The following is a 19,339-nucleotide window of genomic DNA, read 5'->3' on the forward strand; positions in this document are numbered from 1 at the left end:
TCATGGCGATTGGACCGATGGGACCATCACCCACCTTGGCCATGAATATGCGATAGTCGTCTGTCATCCTGACTACGTGAAAACGCATGGGGCTGCGTTCAATATTCAAACTGTCGCCCAAAAACAGGTCGTCGCGATCACAGGATCCGAAACTGATTGGGCCCGTCTTTCTGACCTTTATGACTTAGATCTAACGACCCCGTCTGAGGTCTATCGCGTGGATTCATCGTTGATCGCCCTAAATGCCGTAATCACTGGGAAAGGTGCGGTCATTGTGCTGGAAAGCTTCGCGCGTCTTTATTTAAACCAAGGATTGCTGGTATCACCATTTGCCTATCAATTGCCCATTCAATCTTCACATTTTTTAATACAGCGCGAAGGCACCGAACGGCGGGAAGAGGTGCAATTGTTTTCCCAATGGGTGCGCAAATTATACTTTGGATGACATCCAGCTTTGAACATGTGCAATAGCCAATCCGCAGGCCTGCTTTAGCTTTGCCCCTCGCGCCAAATGACAGGCGATCGCGGTCGCAACAGAACACCCCGTGCCCCGTTTGGTTTGCGGTAAACGAGGATTAGAAAAAGTATGACTGCGGCCATTTGAAAACAGGTAATCCGTGCAATTCACCCCGCCCCCATGACCACCTTTGATCAGGACGCTTTTGGCGCCTTGGCCTAATATGACCTTGGCTCGGGTCGCGATATCAACAGGGGCGTCGGAGAAAGGCCGGTTTGATAATTGCGCTGCCTCATCCAGATTTGGGGTGAGAACAGAGGTGATACTAATGAGCGGACTTAAATTTTCGCCGGACAATAACACCCCCCCCGAAGTCGATTTCAGAACGGGGTCAAAAACAATCGGTGGGGTTTTTGACCCAAGCACCCCACAGATCGCGTCAATCGTTGCTTGATCCCCCAACATTCCAATTTTGATGCAATCAAGTTCATCGGTTTCAAACGCAGCTTTGATTTGTGCTATGATGATATCCGGGGGAACCGGGTGAATGGTCCGCAGCTCCTGGTTAGTCTGGACTGTCACAGCTGTCACCACAGGGGCCACAGTGCAGCCAAGTTCCGTTGCCACCGCAATATCGCGACTAAGGCCAGCGCCACCGCTGCTGTCTGTCCCAGCTATGACCAAAATACGGCCCATTACGCCCCACCGGCAGCGCAGGCGGCCACGCAATGATGCCCGTTAGACATCAATTCTGAAGCGGCCCGCCATGCGCGCAAACCTGAACGACAACATAAAACCAACCGCCGGTCCGATGGGGTTAACTCCAATACATCCACTGCTGACCGTCGCTCAGCCGCAACATGGGCGGGTGTTAGGGCCTCTGTCAGATCCCGCAATTCTATGACGTGATCATTGGCACGGATATCGCTCAGCGCGACAAAAGGCACATGCGCCGCAGGTTCTTCCGCATGGCCAAAATCAAACCCACCAAAGCGCAAATTTTGCAAATCGACCGATACCAATTGACCAAGCGGTGATGGCGATTGCCCGATGATCACCTGCAAAGCCATTTGCGCCTGCATTGCACCGATCATCCCAACCACCGGCCCCATAACACCCGCAGTCGCGCAAGTAGCACCGTTGTTTGGGGGATCCGGAAACACTGCGCGCAGCGATGGCACTCCGGCACAAAAACCGCCAATGTAGCCGGATTGCCCCAACACGCTCGCGGAAATGAAAGGTGTTTGCGACACGAGGCAAAGATCCGATAAGGTATAAGACACCGCAAAACTATCGGCTGCGTCTATCACCAGATCAACCTGCGACACTGCATCAGGTGCATTTGCCGGGGTTAGTGTTTCAATATGCGTATGAAGGCGCAAATCTGGGTTCACCGCCAAAAGGTGATCGCGCACGGCTTCGGCCTTTGGGCGCGCAATATCCGCCGCTGTGAAAAGAGGCTGCCGATGTAGATTGCTCATGTCTACAACATCAGGGTCAAACAGCGTTATTTCACCAACACCTGCCCCAACAAGATATTGCAACACCGGGCACCCCAGCCCCCCTGCCCCGACAACCAAAATGCGGGCCTTTTGGATCAACACCTGCCCAGACCTGCCAATTTCGGGCAGCATCATTTGCCGGGCATAGCGGTTTAAATCGCACATGTTTCGATCCAGATATTGGTCTGGGCTTCGGGATCGCCGGCAAATTGGATATCACTTACCACCGCTGCGCTATCGGCACCTGCCGCAAATACGCCGGGAAGACGTTCAGGGGTCAAACCACCAATTGCGACCAAAGGCGTTTGCCCAACCAAACCTTTCCAACGGCGCACGCGATCCAAACCTTGCGGGGCCCATTTCATCTTTTTCAACGTTGTCTGGTACACAGGGCCAAGCGCAATATAGGCAGGGTCATGCCCCAATGCGCGTTCGAGTTCATCTTCGTCATGGGTCGAAAGACCATAGCGCACACCCGCACGACGAAGGGCGTCAAAATCGGCGGTATCCATATCCTCTTGGCCCAGATGAACAAAGTTACACTTCAGATCAAGCGCATCCTGCCAATAATCATTCACCACCAATTGCGCCCCATGCACCGCGCAAATATCACGCGCGCGGGCAATTTGGCGGCGGACCTCTTTGATCGGTTGATCTTTGACGCGCAATTGCACCAGTTTCACACCTTGGGGGACCAAAAGCTCAATCCGGCTGACATGATCCACAATCAGGTAAAATCGTTCCATTACATTAACTCCGCTAATCCAAGAATTGGGGTTGAAGGCACCGCCATATCGCGCCGTTCCATTGGGTCTGCGGCATAGGCCAATTGGCCAGCCTCAACCGCACCCGCCATCGCACGGGCCATCAAAACAGGATCACCTGCCTTGGCCACAGCAGTGTTCAGCAAAATTGCATCCATTCCCATTTCAAACACCTGCATTGCATCAGATGGGCGACCAATTCCGGCATCCACGATCAACGCAATATCTGGGAAATACGCCCGCATGGAACGCAGCGCATCAGGGTTTCGCAAACCCTGCCCTGACCCAATCGGCGCCCCCCAAGGCATCAGCACCTCACACCCTGCTTCAAGCAGTTTTTCACCAACGATCAGATCATCGGTGGTGTAGGGAAACACCTTAAACCCCTCTTCGCTTAGAACCCGCGCGGCCTCGATCAATCCGAAAACATCCGGTTGTAGCGTGTCAGAATGGCCAATAACTTCGAGCTTGATCCAGTTCGTGCCAAAGATTTCCCGCGCCATATGGGCGGTTGTGATGGCGTCTTTTGCACAATGGCACCCCGCAGTATTGGGCAAAATATGACATCCGCTTTGTTGCAGAATGTCCCAAAATTTTTCACCAGACCCATCCGCCGTTTCACGGCGCAAGGACACGGTTACAACCTCAGTTTTGCTGGCTTTTATCGCCTCGGCCAAAATGGCGGGGCTGGGGTATTGTGCCGTCCCCAACAACAGCGGAGTCGTTATTACGGTATCATATAATTTCATCGTCATCCCCCCTGCATAGGCGATAAGATTTCCAATTTATCCCCCTGGCTCAGCACCTGCGCAGCGCGGTTTGAGGCAGGTACAAAAACGCCATTCACAGCTGTTGCAATGGCCGGGTGGTCAAAACCCAGTTCAACCAATGCCGCCGCAAGCGTTGGCGTATTAATCTCACGCGGAATGTCGTTGACGAGAATATTCATGGGATGTCTCCGATGTCAGTTGATCGGCGGCTTTGGCCGCAAATGCAGGCACCAGCAAAAAGCCATGCCGATAAAATCCATTTAGGTAGAGCGTGTTATTGTGCTGGGTCAGGCGCGGTAAATTGTCAGGAAAGGCTGGGCGCAATCCAGCCCCAGTTTCCAAAACAGCCGCATCACCGAACCCCGGATGTAACGCATATGCCGCGCCCAAAAGTTCGCTCAGGGACCGCACCGAAATTTGGCGCTCTGAGCTGCTTTCGATCATGGTAGCCCCGATCATGAAAACGCCGTCACCGCGCGGAACCACATAAAGCGGGAACCGTGGGTGCAAAAGCCGCACTGTTCGGCTCAGCGAAATATCTGGGGCTGCAAGAATGGCCATTTCACCGCGCACAGGACGCAACTCCGGCAAATCGGCCGCCATTCCTGTACAGTCCAAATCCACATCACTGGGTGCTGGGGTGTCGTATAAAATTCGTACGCCGAGCGCCTCAGCCTTCTGCGCCAAATCCACAAGTGCGGCGCGAGGGTCAAGGTGTGCTTCATCCTGAAACAACAAGCCTTGGGAAAACCGATCTGCCAATGCAGGTTCCAAGGTTGCCACTTCGCTTTGCGAGACCATTTGATGACCTTCGGTGCGCCGCGCAAACCGCGAAAGCTCTGCCCGGTCCCGGTTTGGAGCAACAACCAAAGTACCCCGACGTGTGACGGGCGTGATATCCGCCCACCATTTCGCGGCGCCCAAACCAAGCGTTACGACCTCAAGCTCGGTGCTTTCGCCTTCGCAATAGGGCGCCAACATCCCGCCCGCAAACCGCGAACAGGCGTTGGCCCCTAATGAGGCCCCCTTTTCGTATACCGTGACGGCGCGACCCCGCTTTGCCACCTCAAAGGCAGTTGCGAGGCCGGCAAGACCGGCCCCCGCAATGGTGATCATTCCGCAGGCTCTGGCGCTGGAACATAAAGCTCCCCACCTTCGCGGAATTTGGCGGCCATAGCATCCATGCCTTCTTTTTGCGCTTCAGCGCGGATGTCATGGCTGATCCGCATGGAACAGAACTTTGGTCCGCACATAGAACAAAAATGCGCGACTTTGTGCGCCTCTTTTGGCAGGGTTTGGTCGTGAAAATCCCGTGCTGTATCTGGGTCCAACGACAAGTTGAACTGATCTTCCCAGCGGAATTCAAACCGCGCCCGGCTTAGCGCGTCATCGCGGCGCTGCGCCCCCGGTAAACCTTTGGCCAAATCCGCAGCGTGTGCTGCGATTTTATAGGTAATCACACCGGTTTTCACATCGTCCCGATCAGGCAGGCCAAGGTGTTCTTTCGGTGTCACATAACATAGCATCGCACAGCCGAACCAACCGATCATTGCCGCACCGATGCCGGAGGTGATGTGGTCATACCCCGGCGCAATATCCGTGGTCAGTGGCCCGAGTGTATAGAACGGGGCCTCATGGCAGCATTCTAGCTGCTTATCCATGTTTTCTTTGATCTTATGCATGGCAACGTGGCCTGGCCCTTCGATCATCACCTGACAATCTTTGGCCCACGCGATTTTAGTCAACTCACCCAAAGTTTCGAGTTCCGCAAACTGAGCTTCGTCATTCGCATCCGCAATGGACCCCGGACGCAAACCATCGCCCAGCGAAAAGCTCACGTCATATTTGCGGCAAATGTCACAGATTTCGTCGAAATGTTCATAGAGGAAGCTTTCCTTATGATGATGCAAACACCACTTGGCCATGATAGAGCCGCCGCGCGACACAATCCCCGTCACACGGTTTACTGTCATCGGCACCATGTGCAAACGAACGCCCGCGTGGATGGTGAAATAATCGACACCCTGCTCAGCCTGTTCGATCAGCGTATCGCGAAACACTTCCCAAGTCAGATCTTCGGCAATACCATTCACCTTTTCCAATGCCTGATACATCGGGACGGTCCCAATTGGCACCGGGCTGTTGCGAATGATCCATTCGCGGGTGTTATGAATGTTGCGCCCCGTCGAAAGATCCATCACGGTGTCAGCCCCCCAACGGATCGACCACACCATTTTATCGACTTCTTCTTCCATCGAAGAGGTCACCGCTGATGTTCCCATGTTTGCGTTAATCTTTACCAAGAAATTACGCCCGATAATCATCGGTTCAGATTCCGGGTGATTGATGTTGGCCGGAATGATCGCGCGGCCTGCGGCCACTTCGTCCCGCACAAATTCTGGGGTCACATAGTCGGGAATGTTCGCGCCAAAGTCATTGCCATCTCGTTCAGCAGCGGCGGTATCGCGTAACTGGTTTTCACGAATAGCGATGTATTCCATTTCTGCGGTGACAATCCCAGCACGGGCATAGGCCAACTGGGTTACCGCCTGTCCATCCTTAGCGCGAAGCGGTTTGGGTTTTACTGGAAATTCAGCCGTTAGACGTTCGCCCGACGCAAAACCGTTGTCGGCGTCTTGGATAGCGCGGCCTTCGTATTCTTCGACATCGCCACGTGCCAAAATCCAATTGCGACGCAATTGTGCGAGACCCTGTTTAATATCGGTCTGAACCGCCGGGTCGGTATAAGCGCCCGAGCTGTCATAAACCGGCAACGGGTCTTCGCCTGCGGTCGGGTGAACTGAAATCTCACGCATCGGAACGCGGATATCAGGAAACCGTTCGCCGCTTACGTAAATTTTACGCGAAGCAGGCAAGGCATCTGTAGTGATCTTAGGGGTAGGGACGTTCATTTGAGGCTCCTCAAGTGTTAACTCAAAAAGACACAGACGAAGTTTGGCTGGGAAACGGGGCATAGCCCTTTTCAGGTCAGACTCCCATTGCGGGCGGTGACCTTTGCTTCCTACGCCAGTATCAACTGGGTCAGGTTCAAAGGGTCGCGTCACCGTGCATAAATGCACTATCTGCCTCTCAGTCCCTTAGGCGGGACTCCCCTGCGTGGGCTTTGGGTAGTCCACCCTGCAAAATGGGTCAAGGGGGCATGTTATAAATTCATTGACTGAATTTCTTTCACCAAGATGTGCATTTAATGGAATTGAGCTAATCAACTTTCATTTCTAAGTTAGAAAAAATACGATGTTCCGAGAGGATTCAAATGCGCTCTAAAAGAACCAGACGCAGCGCGGCACCAGCCGTAGCACGCTTAACACCTCCGCCGATTGGTGGGCGATTTATGCCATTAACTGAAGAAAAACTGGCATATATCACCGACACTGCATTCGAGATACTCGAACGGATTGGGGTCTCTGGCGCCCCAAAAGAGATTCGCGATATCGCGTTGGCCAATGGGGCAACCGAACGTTCCGACGGGCGAATTGTTTTTTCGCGTAGCTTGTCTGAGGGCATGATTGCTAAGTCCTGTAAACGTGTAGAACTACCCGGTTTTATCCGTGATCGTGGAATCGAAGTGGGCGGTGGCAAAGTCCACATCGGTACCGGTGGTGCGGCGGTTCAGGTTTTAGAAGGTGACAGCGGCGTCTTTCGCGATAGCACCTTAAAAGACCTTTATGATCTCATGCGCATCGTTGATGCCTGCGACAATATCCATTATTCTCTGCGCCCCGTTGTGGCGCGTGATATCGAAGATCCGCTGACCCTAGATATCAACACAGCCTTCACCGCAATGAAGGCCACGTCAAAGCCCATTGGCACCAGCTTTTTCGAGCCTGAAAACGTCGCCCCAGTGGTTGAGATGCTGGATCACGCGCTTGGTGGCGAAGGTAAATTCCGCGCACAACCCTTCTGTTTCTCATCTATCTGTCACGTCGTGCCCCCGCTGACGTTGGCGGAAGAAGCCTGTGGCGTTATGCAAGAATGTGTGCGCCTGGGAATGCCGTTGCAGATTTGCTCGGCCGCGCAGGCTGGCGCGACCAGCCCGGCCGCACTTGCCGGCGCTTTGGCGCAGGGCTTGGCCGAAAGCCTCGTCGGCTTGATCCTCGTGAATATGATGCAGCCTGGCTTTCCTTGTATCCTGGCGTTTTTGCCGTTTATTTCCGATCTACGCACAGGCGCAATGACAGGCGGATCAGGCGAGGCGGCGGTTGCCAACGCCGCAGCCGCGCAATTGCTTCTGAACCTTGGTATTCCGTCCACAGTCTCTGCCGGGATGACAGACGCCAAAACCGCAGACGCACAGGCCGGGTATGAAAAAGGTTACACCATCGCGCTTGCCGCCCAAGGTGGCGCAGATATGATCAACCTTTCGGTTGGCATGCTTGGGTCAATCATGGCCGCCAGCAAAGAAACCTTAGTGATCGACAACGATATGTGCGGTGCGATTTTGCGTTCTGTGCGCGGGGTCGAAATGTTTGACGGCGCGATTGATCTCGACATGATTGAAGATGTCGTAACTGGCGAAGGACATTTCTTAGGCACACCGCAAACCCTGTCGTTGATGACCACTGAATATGTATATCCCAAACTCGGCGACCGCCAAAGTGTAAGCGATTGGCAAGAAAGCGGATCGCACACCATTTGGGACCGCGCCCAAACCCGCGTCGCTGAAATCGAAGCCATGCCCGCACCTGATCACCTCCCCGCTGATATTGAGGCGATGATCCGGGCCAAGCTCCCTATAAAACTTTAATCCGAAAGAACGTGCCATGAAAACGCAGGCCAAAGTTGTCATCATTGGGGGCGGTGCTGTAGGGGTTTCCACCCTTTACCACCTTGCCAAAGCGGGCGTAACAGACACGCTGTTGATCGAAAAAAACGAACTGACCAGCGGGTCAACGTGGCACGCAGCGGGGAACATCCCAACCTACGCCAACAGTTGGAGCGGAATGCGCGCTGGCAACTACGCATGGCGGCTCTACAAAGACCTCGCACAAGAGGTCGATTACCCGATCACCTACCGTCACACTGGCGCGTTTTGGCCAGCCCACACCATAGAGCGCATGGAATTTTTCCAACACCTGACCGGGATTTCCAAAGGTCTGGGGTATGACATGGCTATGCTATCGCCCAAAGAAATGGACGATATGCACCCCTATTTCACCTCCGGTGACAGCATCAAAGGTGGTATTTTTGACCCCTATGAAGGCGACGTCGACCCAAGCCAGCTCACCCAAGCACTTGCCAAAGGCTCGCGCGATTTGGGGGCTGAGATTACCCGCTTTACCCAAGTCACCGACATAAAACGCCGCGCCTCTGGCGAATGGCAGGTGATCACCGACAAAGGTGACGTGACCTGTGATATCGTCATCAATGCAGGCGGCTACTACGGTCGTGTTGTGGGTGAAATGGTCGGGCAGAAATTGCCGGTTGTAACGCTTGAACATCAGTATCTTGTGACCGAAGCTCTGCCGGAGCTAGAGGCAAATCCAGACAACTTCCCGCTCGTGCGTGACCCAGATATCATGTATTATCTGCGGCGTGAACGGAACGGTCTTCTGCTTGGGTCTTATGGTCATGCGGGGCGTCCGGCTTGGCTTGATGGGATGCCGGATTGCTTTGCCAATCAGCTTTACCCTGATAGCATTGACGACATCGCCGAAGTCCTTGACGCAGCACTCGCGCATGTTCCGATTTTGGGCGAAGCGGGCGTTGGCAAATTCGTCAATGGCCCTATCCCTTACAGCCCTGATGGCGCGCCCTTGTGTGGCCCGGCGTTTGATTTACCTAACTTCTATCACGCTTGTTGCTTTCCGGTGGGCATCACGCATTCTGCCGCCGCGGCCAAGACGCTCACGGAATGGATTACCGAAGGCGAAACAGAATGGGATATGTCAGCATGGGACCCACGCCGTTTCGGCGAAGAATGGGCCACGTTCGACTACACCGCGACCCGCGCCAGCGAGCTTTACGAAAACCAATATTCGATCCCCTATCCACATCGTCTATGGAAATCTGCGCGCCCGGTACAAACCACACCGCTTTATGACACGCTTAAATCCAAAGGCGCGGTCTTTGGCCAAGTTGCCGGGTGGGAGCGCGCATTTTGGTTTGAAACAGACACCATCAAAAACGATGATGAGCTGAGCTTCCACCACGAGTGCTGGCACGATGCAGTCGAGGCCGAATGCAAAGGCGTGCGCGACAATGTGGGCGTGATGGATCACGGCGGTTTCACCCGCTATGAGGTCTCAGGTCCCGGCGCGACAGATTTTCTGAACCATGTGTTCTGCGGCGCGATGCCATCCGTTGGGCGGGTGAAACTCAGCTATATGTTAACCCCAAAGGGCATGATCTGGTCAGAAGCCACAATCGCACGGTTGGACGAAGACAAATACCTGTTGTGCGGACCGACTTTGGCCGATCAGCGCGACTATGACTGGTTGATGAAATACCTCCCAGACTCTGGTGTTACGCTGACACGGGGCTCCTCTTTTGACGCGGCGCTGATGGTTATGGGCCCGAAATCCCGTGACGTTTTGCAACCGCTGACCTCCGACGATCTGTCAAAAGAAAACGCGCCTTGGATGTCTGTGCGCGAAATTACCATCGCAGGCGTTCCGGTCATCGCTTTGCGGGTGTCTTATGTGGGTGAACTCGGCTGGGAACTGCATTTAAAGTCTGCGGATCTGGTCACAGTATACAACGCGATCATCGCTGAGGGTGCCGATAAAGGCATGGTTGAATTTGGTTCCTACGCCCTGAACGCGATGCGTCTTGAAAAAGGTTATCACGGCTGGGGGTCTGATTTTGGGATCGAATACACAGCCTTTGACGCCGGGCTTGATCGCTTTGTCAGCAAAAAGAAAGAAAGCTTTGTCGGGCGGGACGCCTTTATGGCCCAAGCGGAGCAGCCCAAAGGCTACCACTTTGTCGGGTTTGAAATTGACGGCCACGGCGCTGACGCGTTGTCCTCCGACCCAATTTGCAAAGATGGCGCGCCCATTGGTTATGTCAGTTCAGGCGGAACCGGGTTTCGGATTGGTAAGCGCATTGCGCTTGGGTATCTGACCGTTGCGGCCCAGCCCGGTGATGTATTTGACATCGAAATACTTGGACAGCCGGTGAAGGCCACGGTCACCTCTACCCCGTTCTACGACCCAGACAACACCCAGTTGAGAGGATAAAGTCATGGCAAAACCTTTACCCTCAAACGTTCAGGTCGCGATTGTCGGCGGCGGGATTGTTGGCTGTTCCATCGCCTACCATCTGGCAAAATCCGGTTGGTCCGTTGCCCTACTGGAACGCAAAAAACTAACCAGCGGCACCACATGGCACGCCGCTGGTTTGGTGTCAGAAACCCAAGGTGTTCCGGTTATGTCGACCTTGGCCAAATACGGTCTCGACCTGATGGAAAGCCTTGAGGATGAAACCGGCCAAAACACCGGTTTCAAACGCAATGGCTCCCTGACGCTTGCGCTCACCGAACCCCGAATGGAAGAGCTGCGCCGCAAGCTTGATTACGCGCACGGCTGTGGCATTCGCGCCGAAGAAATTTCAACGCAAGCGGCCCAGGATCGTTGGCCATTGCTGTCAACACATGGGGCCAAGGGGGCGTTTTGGTTCCCCGGTGACGGGTCAACCAACCCGATTGATACCACGATGGCCATCGCCAAAGGCGCGCGGATGAATGGCGCGCAGATCTTTGAAGATACCAAAGTTGACCGCATCGTTATCGAAAATGGCCGCGCCGTTGGTGTTGAAACCGAACAGGGCCTAATCAGTGCGGATCATGTGGTGAATGCAACCGGTATGTGGGCACGCGAATTTGGCCTAAACCACGGCGCCAATATTCCGCTTCATTATACCAATCACTACTACGTCGTGACTGACCCGATCGACGGTGTGACAGGTGACTTGCCAATCCTTCGGGTGATGGACGAATACGCCTATTATAAAGAGGACGCTGGCAAACTGTTGATCGGCTGTTCTGAACCCAATGCAACCCCATGGCTGCCCAAAGATGGATTGCCTGAGCATTTCGAATTTGACGAACTGCCCTGCGATGAAGAACATCTTTTCCCAATTTTGGAAAGCGCGTCTGAACGGGTTCCTGCGCTGGCGTCGGCTGGTATTCGCAAGTTCTTTAACGGGCCTGAATGCTTTACTCCGGATGCCAAACATTACCTTGGTCCAATCACGGACATTCAGGGGCTTTGGGTTGCGACCGGGTTCAATTCAACGGGCATCCAAAACGGCCCCGGCGCCGGGAAAGCCCTAGCGGAATGGATCATGCAGGGCCAAATGACCATGGATCTGACAGATGTGGACAGCCGCCGGATTGTACCGGGTCTGAATGCCCGCAGCTACACCAGTGAAAAGGCCGCTGAAACACTGTCCCACGCCTATGCGATGCATTGGCCCTACCTGCGTAAAACAGAGGCCCGTGGCCTGCGACGTACCCCCTACTATGCTGCGATAAAAGACGCAGGCGCGCAGTTCGGCAGCGCCAATGGCTGGGAACGCCCGCTCTATTTTGGGCGTGAAATGACGGACGGGTTTGATCGCCAGCCGTGGTTTGACGACTGGCAGGCCGAACACAACGCATTGCGCAACAGCGTCGGTATGATCGACCTGACCTTTGGGCGGTTTATCGTCGATGGCACAAACGCCGAGTCGGAAATGCAGCGCCTTTGCGGGGGCAATATGGCGGTTCCAAGTGGCGCGCTCGTTTACACCCATATGTTCAACGAAAACGGTGGAATCGAAACAGACATCACCGCCGCGCGGCTGTCCGATACACGGTATATGGTAATGGCAAGCGCCGGCGCTGAACCTCAAACCGAAAGCTGGCTGAAAACCCAACTTGCGGGAACGGGTGTGAGCGTGGTCAATGTCACCCCGAGCGAAGCAACACTAGCGATTATGGGGCCAAACGCCCGTGATTTTCTAACCCAACTTACGGACACTGACCTGTCGAACGATGCCTTTCCCTTTGGCAGTTGGCAGCAATTGCATGTCGGCCACGCCCCAATGCGTGCCCAACGGATCACCTATGTCGGGGAGCTGGGATGGGAGCTGCATATTCCTGCGGAATTTGCCCAACAGGTTTATGAAACCATTATGGCGCATCCCGATGCACCGCGTTTGTGCGGTGGCTTGGCTGTGGACAGTTGCCGAATTGAAAAAGGCTTTCGTCACTGGGGTCATGACATCGGACCGTTTGACAGCCCTGTCGACAGTGGCCTGACGTTTGCCTGTGACTTTGACACAGAATTCACCGGGAAATCCGCCATTCTGGCACGGCGCGAAAACGGTGTTAAAAGCAGGTTGATCCAAATTCGACTTGAGGATCCTGACGCGCTGATCTTTGGCAAAGAACCGATCCTTAGAAACGGTGAAATCGTTGGACGGCTTACCTCAGCCAGTTACGGCTGGACAGCTGGCGGCGCTGTTGGGCTGGGTTATGTCACCCGCCCAGATGGTCAAACCTTGAAGGAGATGGTTGCAGAAGACTACACCGTAACCGTCGCCGGACAACAGATCAAAGCCACCGCAAGCCTACGTCCGTTTTACGACCCAACCAATGCCCGGATGCGCGGGTATCACGTAATGTGAAACCCGCAACCCGGCGTTGCGCACCATTCTGACAACAGTTCGGCGACCTCAAGAATGGGGTCGTCTTCTGCTGTGTCTTCGGTGCGCAACACGGCACACCACGGCACGGAAATACCTTCTTCGGTCACGCGTACCCCTTTGACGCGGCCCTCCGCCAATACCGACTGAAGCGCCCAGTTCGCCAAAACGCTGGTGCCCAGATCAGAAGCCACGAGTTCAACAATCGCCTCTGGCAATTCAACCGTCGCGGCCCATGTTGGATAGCTGTCGGTTGGTCGAAACAAGCGGGCAAATTCGCGGTCGGGCTCTGGAACTTTGGTGTAGGTGATGAATTGTTCGCCGACGATGTCCTGCCCTTCGACAAATTCGCGATCTGCCAACCTATGTTCAGGCGACATAATGTAAAGAAGAGGGTCTTCAAATAGCGGCATTCCAATCAGACCAGCCTGAGCCACCGTGCCAGACACAACCGCAATATCAATGTGCCGATTTAACACGCTGGTCAAAGGATCACTGCGTGCGCCCGCCATGATTTGGATATCAACGCCTGCCATCCGCGTCTTTAGAAATTTAATGAACGAGGGCAACCAACGATAGTTGCTGTAGGCCTCAACAGACAGGCGCACAACATGCTGAATCCCCGCATTCATGCGACGCACATCTTCCTCGGCGCGGCTGAGGTCTGACAGCACACGTTCGGCGACGACGGCCATATGTTCGGCAGCGGGTGTTTTGCGTAACCTCTTGTGCATACGGGTAAAAAGCGGAACATCAAGGCGCCGCTCGGCTTCGCGCAAACGGTGCGATAAGGCCGAAGGGGTCACCCCAAGTTTCTCCGCCGCATCCGTAATGCGCCCGGTTTCGATAATCGCCTGAATAAGCTGGAGATGCCGCAGGTCAAGAAGAGGTTTCATAGCGTTACCTGAATCAATTTCACGAAAGGGAAAAAACTTCGAGATTGAATTTCAGTCAAGAAGATTGTGAACTCGGGCAGAATTTTCCTTTGATTTGCCCCGGAGCACAAGAATGAACGTCGACGCGAAACGCACGATCGCCCAAGATATGGCACACCATGTTCACCCACAATCCAACTTGCGTCAGCATGCCGAAAACGGCCCGACCATGATCACCCATGGTGAAGGCGTTTATGTCTACGACGACCAAGGCAATCAGATCATGGATGGCTTTTCTGGGCTGGGCTGTATGTCACTTGGCTATCACAATGAACGTCTGGCCAACGCTGCTGTGCGCCAGATGAACACACTGCCATTTGCGCCTACATTTTATAACCGCTCCCACCCCCGCGTGGCGGAACTGTGCGAACGCCTGACCAAACTTGCTCCCGGCGATATGACCCGCGCGTTGATCCAGTGTTCTGGGTCTGAGGCCAACGATACAGCCATCAAACTGCTGTGGTACACAAACACCGCCAAAGGCACCCCAGAGCGCCGCAAGATCATCGGCCGTATTCGTGGCTATCACGGCAATACCGTTGCGACGGCGTCTCTATCGGGCCAGCCGCACATGCACGCGAAATTTGGCCTGCCGTTGCCAGAATTCAAGCACACAGACCTGCCAAACTATTACCGCTTCCACATCGATGGTGAATCTGAAGAAGAATTTTCAGCACGGATGGCGAAAAACTTTGAGGATCTGATCCTTACAGAAGGTCCAGATACAGTTGCTGCATTCTTTGCAGAACCAGCGATTTCTGGTGGCGGTGCCCTGATGCCGCCCAAAGGCTACTGGGACGAAATGCAGGCGGTGATCCGTAAATATAACCTTACGTTCCTCGTGGACGAAGTGGTGACAGGCTTTGGCCGGACTGGGAACCGCTGGGGGTCAGAAACATGGAACCTAAAACCTGACATGGTAACCTGCGCCAAGGCGCTGTCGGCTGCATTCTTCCCAGTGTCAGCACTGATGTTTGGCGAAGACTTCTACGCTGACATGATGAAGAATTCAGACGAAATGGGTACTTTCGGTCACGGCTATACATATGCTGGTCACCCTGTCGGTGCAGCAGTGTCATTGGAAGCCCTGAGCATCTATGACGAAATCGACCTTGTAGGCCACGTGCGCAAAGTTTCCAAACCATTCCTGGAAAAATGCTATGCAATGCAAGATCATCCGCTGGTCGCCGAAGTGCGCGGTGTTGGGCTGTTCTGTGGCTTTGAATTGATGAAAGACGCAAAAACACGTGAACCATTTGATCCAAGCTGGAAAGTTGGCGAACTGGTGCAAAACTTTGCCCATGACCGCGGCCTTTACTTGCGCGCTATTGGCGATCGGATGAGCTTTATGCCGCCGTTGATCATAAGCGAAGACGAGATTGAGATTGCCACCGAGCGGTTCAAAGGCGCGTTGGATGATGCTTGGGCTGTCGTTAAAGGCAGAGTGTAAGCGGGAGAGAGAACATGGCAGAATTGCTTGAACCAACACTCCCGGATGCGGGCCTCGCCGGGAGCTATATCAATGGCGCTTGGCATACACCTGAAAACGGTCAAACCTTAACCGTCGAAAACCCATCCCGCCGCTGCGCAATCTGCGAGGTCGGGCGCGGCACGGCAACGGAGGTCAACTTGGCCGTCGATGCCGCCCGTGCCGCGCTGCCAGCTTGGCGTGCGTTGCCAGCGGCCGAGCGTGGAAAGCTATTGACCGAACTCGGGCGTCGGCTTGAGGCCAATGCCGAAGAGGTGGCCCGCGTTTTGGCCGCCGAAAGCGGAAACGCCATCAAAACCCAATCGCGGGGCGAAGCGATGGGTGCGGCTGGTGTTTTGAAATACTACGGCGGTGTTGCTGTTGAACAAAAGGGCGAAACGCTGCCGCTTGGCCCTGGTATTCTCAGCTATTCAACGCGCGAGCCGCATGGTGTTGTCGGGTCTATCATTCCGTGGAATTCCCCGCTTCAGTTGGGGGCTGTCAAAATTTCAATGGCGTTGGCCACCGGCAACTGTTTGATCCTGAAACCTGCCGAAGACGCGCCATTGGCGATTCTAAAGCTGGCGGAACTCGCCGACGGTCTATTCCCGCCCGGCGTTTTCAATGTCATCACGGGTTTGGGTGAAGAAGCTGGCGCGGCAATCGCCAATCACCCCGGCATTTCAAAGGTGTCCTTCACGGGTTCCTCTGAAGTGGGCAAATTGATCGCCCATTCTGCTGCGGATCGCATTGCAAAGGTTACGTTGGAACTGGGCGGTAAATCCCCAACCATCGTTTTCCCCGATGCCATCGAAAACGGTCGGCTCGACGCCACCGCCCAGCAGGTCGCAAACGCCATGCGTTTCGCGCGCCAAGGTCAAAGTTGCACCGCCGGATCACGTCTGTTTGTGCACAAAGACATTTGGGATGTTCTCATGCCAAAGGTTGCAGAGAAATCTGCTGCGTTGAACGTCGGTGATGCGTTGGACCCTGATGTGGATATGGGGGCTGTGGTCAACGCCGAACGCTACGGTGAAATCCGTGCGTTTATCGCTGAGGCCGAGGCTGAAGGGGCGACCTTCCTGATCGGGGAAACCCCGGCAGAAGACCCGGCAGGCTTTACCCCGAACCCGACGATCATCACCGGTGTTGACAACACTTGGCGCATCGCCCGCGAAGAGGTGTTTGGCCCAGTTATGGTTGCTATCCCCTTTGAAACAGAGGCCGAAGTCACTGAAATGGCCAATGACACCCACTATGGATTGGCTGCGTTTATCTTCACCCATGACGCCAGTCGTATCATACGCATGACACGGGCGTTGGATGCTGGGTGGATTCAGGTCAACCAAGGCGGCGGGCAAATCCCCGGCATGTCATATGGCGGCACCAAACAATCCGGAATGGGCAGCGAGTACTCCATCGAAGGCGCGCTTGAGGCCTATACATATCGCAAATCCGTCACCATTAACGTGGAGCCCGACGCATGAGCCAAGACCGTTTTGGCAACATCATTGACCCAGCTGTCGGTTATGCACGAGGCGCGTTACTACAAAGCTCTGTGGATGAAGTGCGCCGTCTGCGTCAAGCAGGCAATACCGCCGCAGATTTTGTTGCCCGCGAAGGCGGCAACAAAATTGCGATCTGCACCGGAAACCTGCGCTACTATCCAGTATCGGCTGATGACCTACCCGTTCTATGCGAAGAATGGGTAGGGTCGGGCCTATTTGGCGAAGAACTACGCCAAACTGCGATTGCCCATATGGGCGGCGCTGGTCATGAACAGGCCGCTGTGATCAACCGCACAAGTGCTGGCATCGTTGCGACTGTTCTGGCCCATGCACAAGGCAATCCGGTTGTGTCGCTTGTGCCCGAAGGCGATCGGTCACACGCCTCGGTCACGCGTGGCGCTGCACTGGCCCAAGTGCCGGTCTATGACGCCTATGATCTGGATCAGCTGAAAACGCTTATTCTACAGCACAAACCGAGCCTGATGGTCGTCACCACCGTCACTTCAGAACTGGCGATGTTGCCGGATGCGCTGACCTCGGATGCGGTAAAATATGCTCAATCTGCGGGTTGCATCGTGTTGCTTGACGAAGCCTACGGCGCGCGGTTCCGCCCCGTCCTACATGGTGGTGCGCCTGCGCTGTCTTTCGGCGCGGATCTTGTGATCACCAACGCTGACAAAGCGGGACTTTCGGGCCCGCGCGCTGGGGTTCTATGTGGTGACGGTGCCGCGTTGGTTCCTGTGCAGGCCAAGGCCAGCGAATTAGGGATGGAAGCCCGCGCCCCCATCGCCGTTGGCGCGATGCGCTCTCTTCAGGGGTTCACCCCTGATCTGCTGATCGAAGAGGCCAAAGACGGTCACGACCTCGCTGATGCGCTGGAGGCCGAACTGCAAAGTACGGCTGTGCAACGCTCTGCCCTTGGCCCAAAACTGGATGAACAAGACGTGTTCGCGATGGTTCTGGACATGGCCAATGCAACAAGCAGCCCACATGTTCCTGCCGAAGTGACCGCCGCAATTGGCATGCTCATGCTGCGCACCAAAGGGATCGTAACCGTAAACACCCACGGTCAACCCGGCGGGCGGGTGTCGTTGCGCCTAAAACCAACCTCAGGTGCTGTGGCACGTGCTGGCGGCGCGCAGGCTGTGGCCCAATGCGTCAAATCTGCCATGCAGGAAACAGCGGCCCACCTTGATGATAAAACATGGTTTTCGAACCTGTTGTTTGGAGAAGATTGATGACCGATCAAGCCTTGATCACCCGATTGGACAATCGTTTAGACCAACTGGTGAATATCGACATGGGCGAACGCGGTGTTGAACATCTGTTTGATGCCGCCCGTGAATTGCAGGGTGGATCATTGGTTGGTGCGGCAGCAGATGCGCTGATGGCAGTGCCGCGTGATGGTACCGTTATCCTGACCACCGGTTCTGTTTCACGGGCCTGGATCACACCGCAGCTTGGTGAAAATGATGGTCCTTCGGGCGCAGCTGCGATTGCACGCGCTTTGGTTTTGGGGCGCAATACAACCTGTATCATGATGTGCGAAGACACATTACTGCCTGCTATTCAGGCGGTGATGGTGGCCTCTGGCCTGTTTCCTGTCACCTTGGAACAGGCGCATATCGCCCGCGCGGACAAAAGCCTCGCGACGATTGTCATGCTCCCCTACCCCACAGAAGACGCAGCCGGAGAAGCCGCCGCAACTGAAATGTTGGATGATCTGAAACCTGATTTGTTGTTTTCCACCGAACGTGTCGGACGCAACGATAAAGGCATTTATCATTCGATGCGCGGGATTGACTACGGCATGGGCCGCGCCCGCATTGACCACCTGTTCGACAAAGCGTTGGAGCGCGGCATTCCCGTCGTTGCTGTTGGCGATGGCGGCAATGAAATCGGTATGGGCAAAGTGGCTGATCACGTAAAGGCCCATGTGCCTTATGGCGATCAATGCCAATGTGGATGTGGCGGCGGTATCGGCGCTGTCACCAGCTGCGATGTGTTGGTCACTGCGGCCTGTTCCAATTGGGGTTGCACCGCCATTGCGGCTGCGATGGCTGTTCGGGCGCAAGATGCACGTCTGCTGCACACCCCCAAACGCGAAGCGCTGTTGCTTGATACAATGGTGGCAAATGGTTTGATCAATTCAACCCATGGCCTAGTTGATGACAGTGTGGATGGGTTTGAACGTGATAGCCACATCGCCATTGCGGAACTCTGCCGTACGATCGTGTCACGCGCACTTCAATGATCGTTTAAGTTTAACGCGGGATCGGGCAAAACC

At 54.8% G+C, this 19,339-nt stretch carries 16 protein-coding genes; 8 read left to right on the forward strand and 8 right to left on the reverse strand.

Annotated elements, in window-relative coordinates; translation table 11 throughout:
- A partial coding sequence (locus G9C99_RS14550; protein ID WP_231704088.1) for a LysR substrate-binding domain-containing protein occupies nt 1-445 on the forward strand: 445 nt, incomplete at its 5' end.
- On the opposite strand, the gene thiD is transcribed toward G9C99_RS14550, so the two are convergent.
- From thiD to thiC, 7 genes are read right to left on the reverse strand one after another with little or no spacing between them, the layout of a single operon-like run.
- Complete coding sequence (gene thiD / locus G9C99_RS14555; protein ID WP_166418252.1) at nt 431-1,153, reverse strand: bifunctional hydroxymethylpyrimidine kinase/phosphomethylpyrimidine kinase; 723 nt, start codon at nt 1,151-1,153, stop codon at nt 431-433. The genes G9C99_RS14550 and thiD overlap by 15 nt on opposite strands.
- Nucleotides 1,153-2,124, reverse strand: a complete 972-nt coding sequence (locus tag G9C99_RS14560; protein WP_166418253.1) for a HesA/MoeB/ThiF family protein — start codon at nt 2,122-2,124, stop codon at nt 1,153-1,155. The genes thiD and G9C99_RS14560 overlap by 1 nt, the downstream gene beginning before the upstream one ends.
- Nucleotides 2,112-2,705 carry a thiamine phosphate synthase gene (locus G9C99_RS14565; RefSeq protein WP_166418254.1) on the reverse strand — a complete coding sequence of 198 codons (594 nt, stop codon included), beginning with the start codon at nt 2,703-2,705 and terminating at the stop codon, nt 2,112-2,114. Before G9C99_RS14565 ends, G9C99_RS14560 begins: the two co-directional genes overlap by 13 nt.
- Nucleotides 2,705-3,472: a thiazole synthase gene (locus G9C99_RS14570; protein ID WP_166418255.1), complete on the reverse strand. Its 768-nt coding sequence runs from the start codon at nt 3,470-3,472 to the stop codon at nt 2,705-2,707. The genes G9C99_RS14565 and G9C99_RS14570 overlap by 1 nt, the downstream gene beginning before the upstream one ends.
- 2 nt (nt 3,473-3,474) lie before the next feature.
- Nucleotides 3,475-3,672 carry a sulfur carrier protein ThiS gene (thiS, locus tag G9C99_RS14575; RefSeq protein ID WP_166418256.1) on the reverse strand — a complete coding sequence of 66 codons (198 nt, stop codon included), beginning with the start codon at nt 3,670-3,672 and terminating at the stop codon, nt 3,475-3,477.
- Entirely contained in the window at nt 3,641-4,609 is a 969-nt protein-coding gene (locus G9C99_RS14580) for an FAD-dependent oxidoreductase (protein ID WP_166418257.1), read from the reverse strand. Before G9C99_RS14580 ends, thiS begins: the two co-directional genes overlap by 32 nt.
- Complete coding sequence (thiC, locus tag G9C99_RS14585; RefSeq protein ID WP_166418258.1) at nt 4,606-6,405, reverse strand: phosphomethylpyrimidine synthase ThiC; 1,800 nt, start codon at nt 6,403-6,405, stop codon at nt 4,606-4,608. The genes G9C99_RS14580 and thiC overlap by 4 nt, the downstream gene beginning before the upstream one ends.
- A 362-nt stretch (nt 6,406-6,767) precedes the next feature.
- Here thiC and G9C99_RS14590 point away from each other — a divergent pair, with 362 nt between their 5' ends.
- Genes G9C99_RS14590 through G9C99_RS14600 form a run of 3 tightly spaced genes read left to right on the forward strand, consistent with a single transcriptional unit; the run spans nt 6,768 to nt 13,123 of the window.
- Nucleotides 6,768-8,258, forward strand: coding sequence for a trimethylamine methyltransferase family protein (locus tag G9C99_RS14590; RefSeq protein ID WP_166418259.1), 1,491 nt, complete (start codon nt 6,768-6,770; stop codon nt 8,256-8,258).
- A gap of 16 nt (nt 8,259-8,274) precedes the next feature.
- Complete coding sequence (locus G9C99_RS14595; RefSeq protein ID WP_166418260.1) at nt 8,275-10,692, forward strand: GcvT family protein; 2,418 nt, start codon at nt 8,275-8,277, stop codon at nt 10,690-10,692.
- A gap of 4 nt (nt 10,693-10,696) precedes the next feature.
- A complete protein-coding gene (locus tag G9C99_RS14600) occupies nt 10,697-13,123 on the forward strand; it encodes a GcvT family protein (RefSeq protein ID WP_166418261.1) in 2,427 nt (808 codons plus the stop codon).
- On the opposite strand, the gene G9C99_RS14605 is transcribed toward G9C99_RS14600, so the two are convergent.
- The gene (locus G9C99_RS14605) at nt 13,111-14,037 is read right to left on the reverse strand and encodes a LysR family transcriptional regulator (RefSeq protein WP_166418262.1); all 927 of its coding nucleotides are present in this window, start codon (nt 14,035-14,037) and stop codon (nt 13,111-13,113) included. The genes G9C99_RS14600 and G9C99_RS14605 overlap by 13 nt on opposite strands.
- Before the next feature lie 112 nt (nt 14,038-14,149).
- On the opposite strand from G9C99_RS14605, the gene G9C99_RS14610 reads away from it, so the two are divergent.
- From G9C99_RS14610 to G9C99_RS14625, 4 genes are read left to right on the forward strand one after another with little or no spacing between them, the layout of a single operon-like run.
- Nucleotides 14,150-15,526 (forward strand): aminotransferase, encoded by a 1,377-nt coding sequence (locus tag G9C99_RS14610; protein ID WP_166418263.1) that lies wholly within the window; start codon nt 14,150-14,152, stop codon nt 15,524-15,526.
- 14 nt (nt 15,527-15,540) lie between these two features.
- On the forward strand, nt 15,541-17,031 hold the full coding sequence (locus tag G9C99_RS14615; RefSeq protein WP_166418264.1) for an aldehyde dehydrogenase family protein: 1,491 nt from the start codon (nt 15,541-15,543) through the stop codon (nt 17,029-17,031).
- Nucleotides 17,028-18,290: a PLP-dependent aminotransferase family protein gene (locus G9C99_RS14620; RefSeq protein WP_166418265.1), complete on the forward strand. Its 1,263-nt coding sequence runs from the start codon at nt 17,028-17,030 to the stop codon at nt 18,288-18,290. Before G9C99_RS14615 ends, G9C99_RS14620 begins: the two co-directional genes overlap by 4 nt.
- Nucleotides 18,290-19,306 carry a glutamate cyclase domain-containing protein gene (locus G9C99_RS14625; protein WP_166418266.1) on the forward strand — a complete coding sequence of 339 codons (1,017 nt, stop codon included), beginning with the start codon at nt 18,290-18,292 and terminating at the stop codon, nt 19,304-19,306. Before G9C99_RS14620 ends, G9C99_RS14625 begins: the two co-directional genes overlap by 1 nt.
- Nucleotides 19,307-19,339: the final 33 nt, after the last annotated feature.

It is taken from the genome of Cochlodiniinecator piscidefendens (assembly GCF_011326755.1).
Lineage (GTDB): Bacteria > Pseudomonadota > Alphaproteobacteria > Rhodobacterales > Rhodobacteraceae > Cochlodiniinecator > Cochlodiniinecator piscidefendens.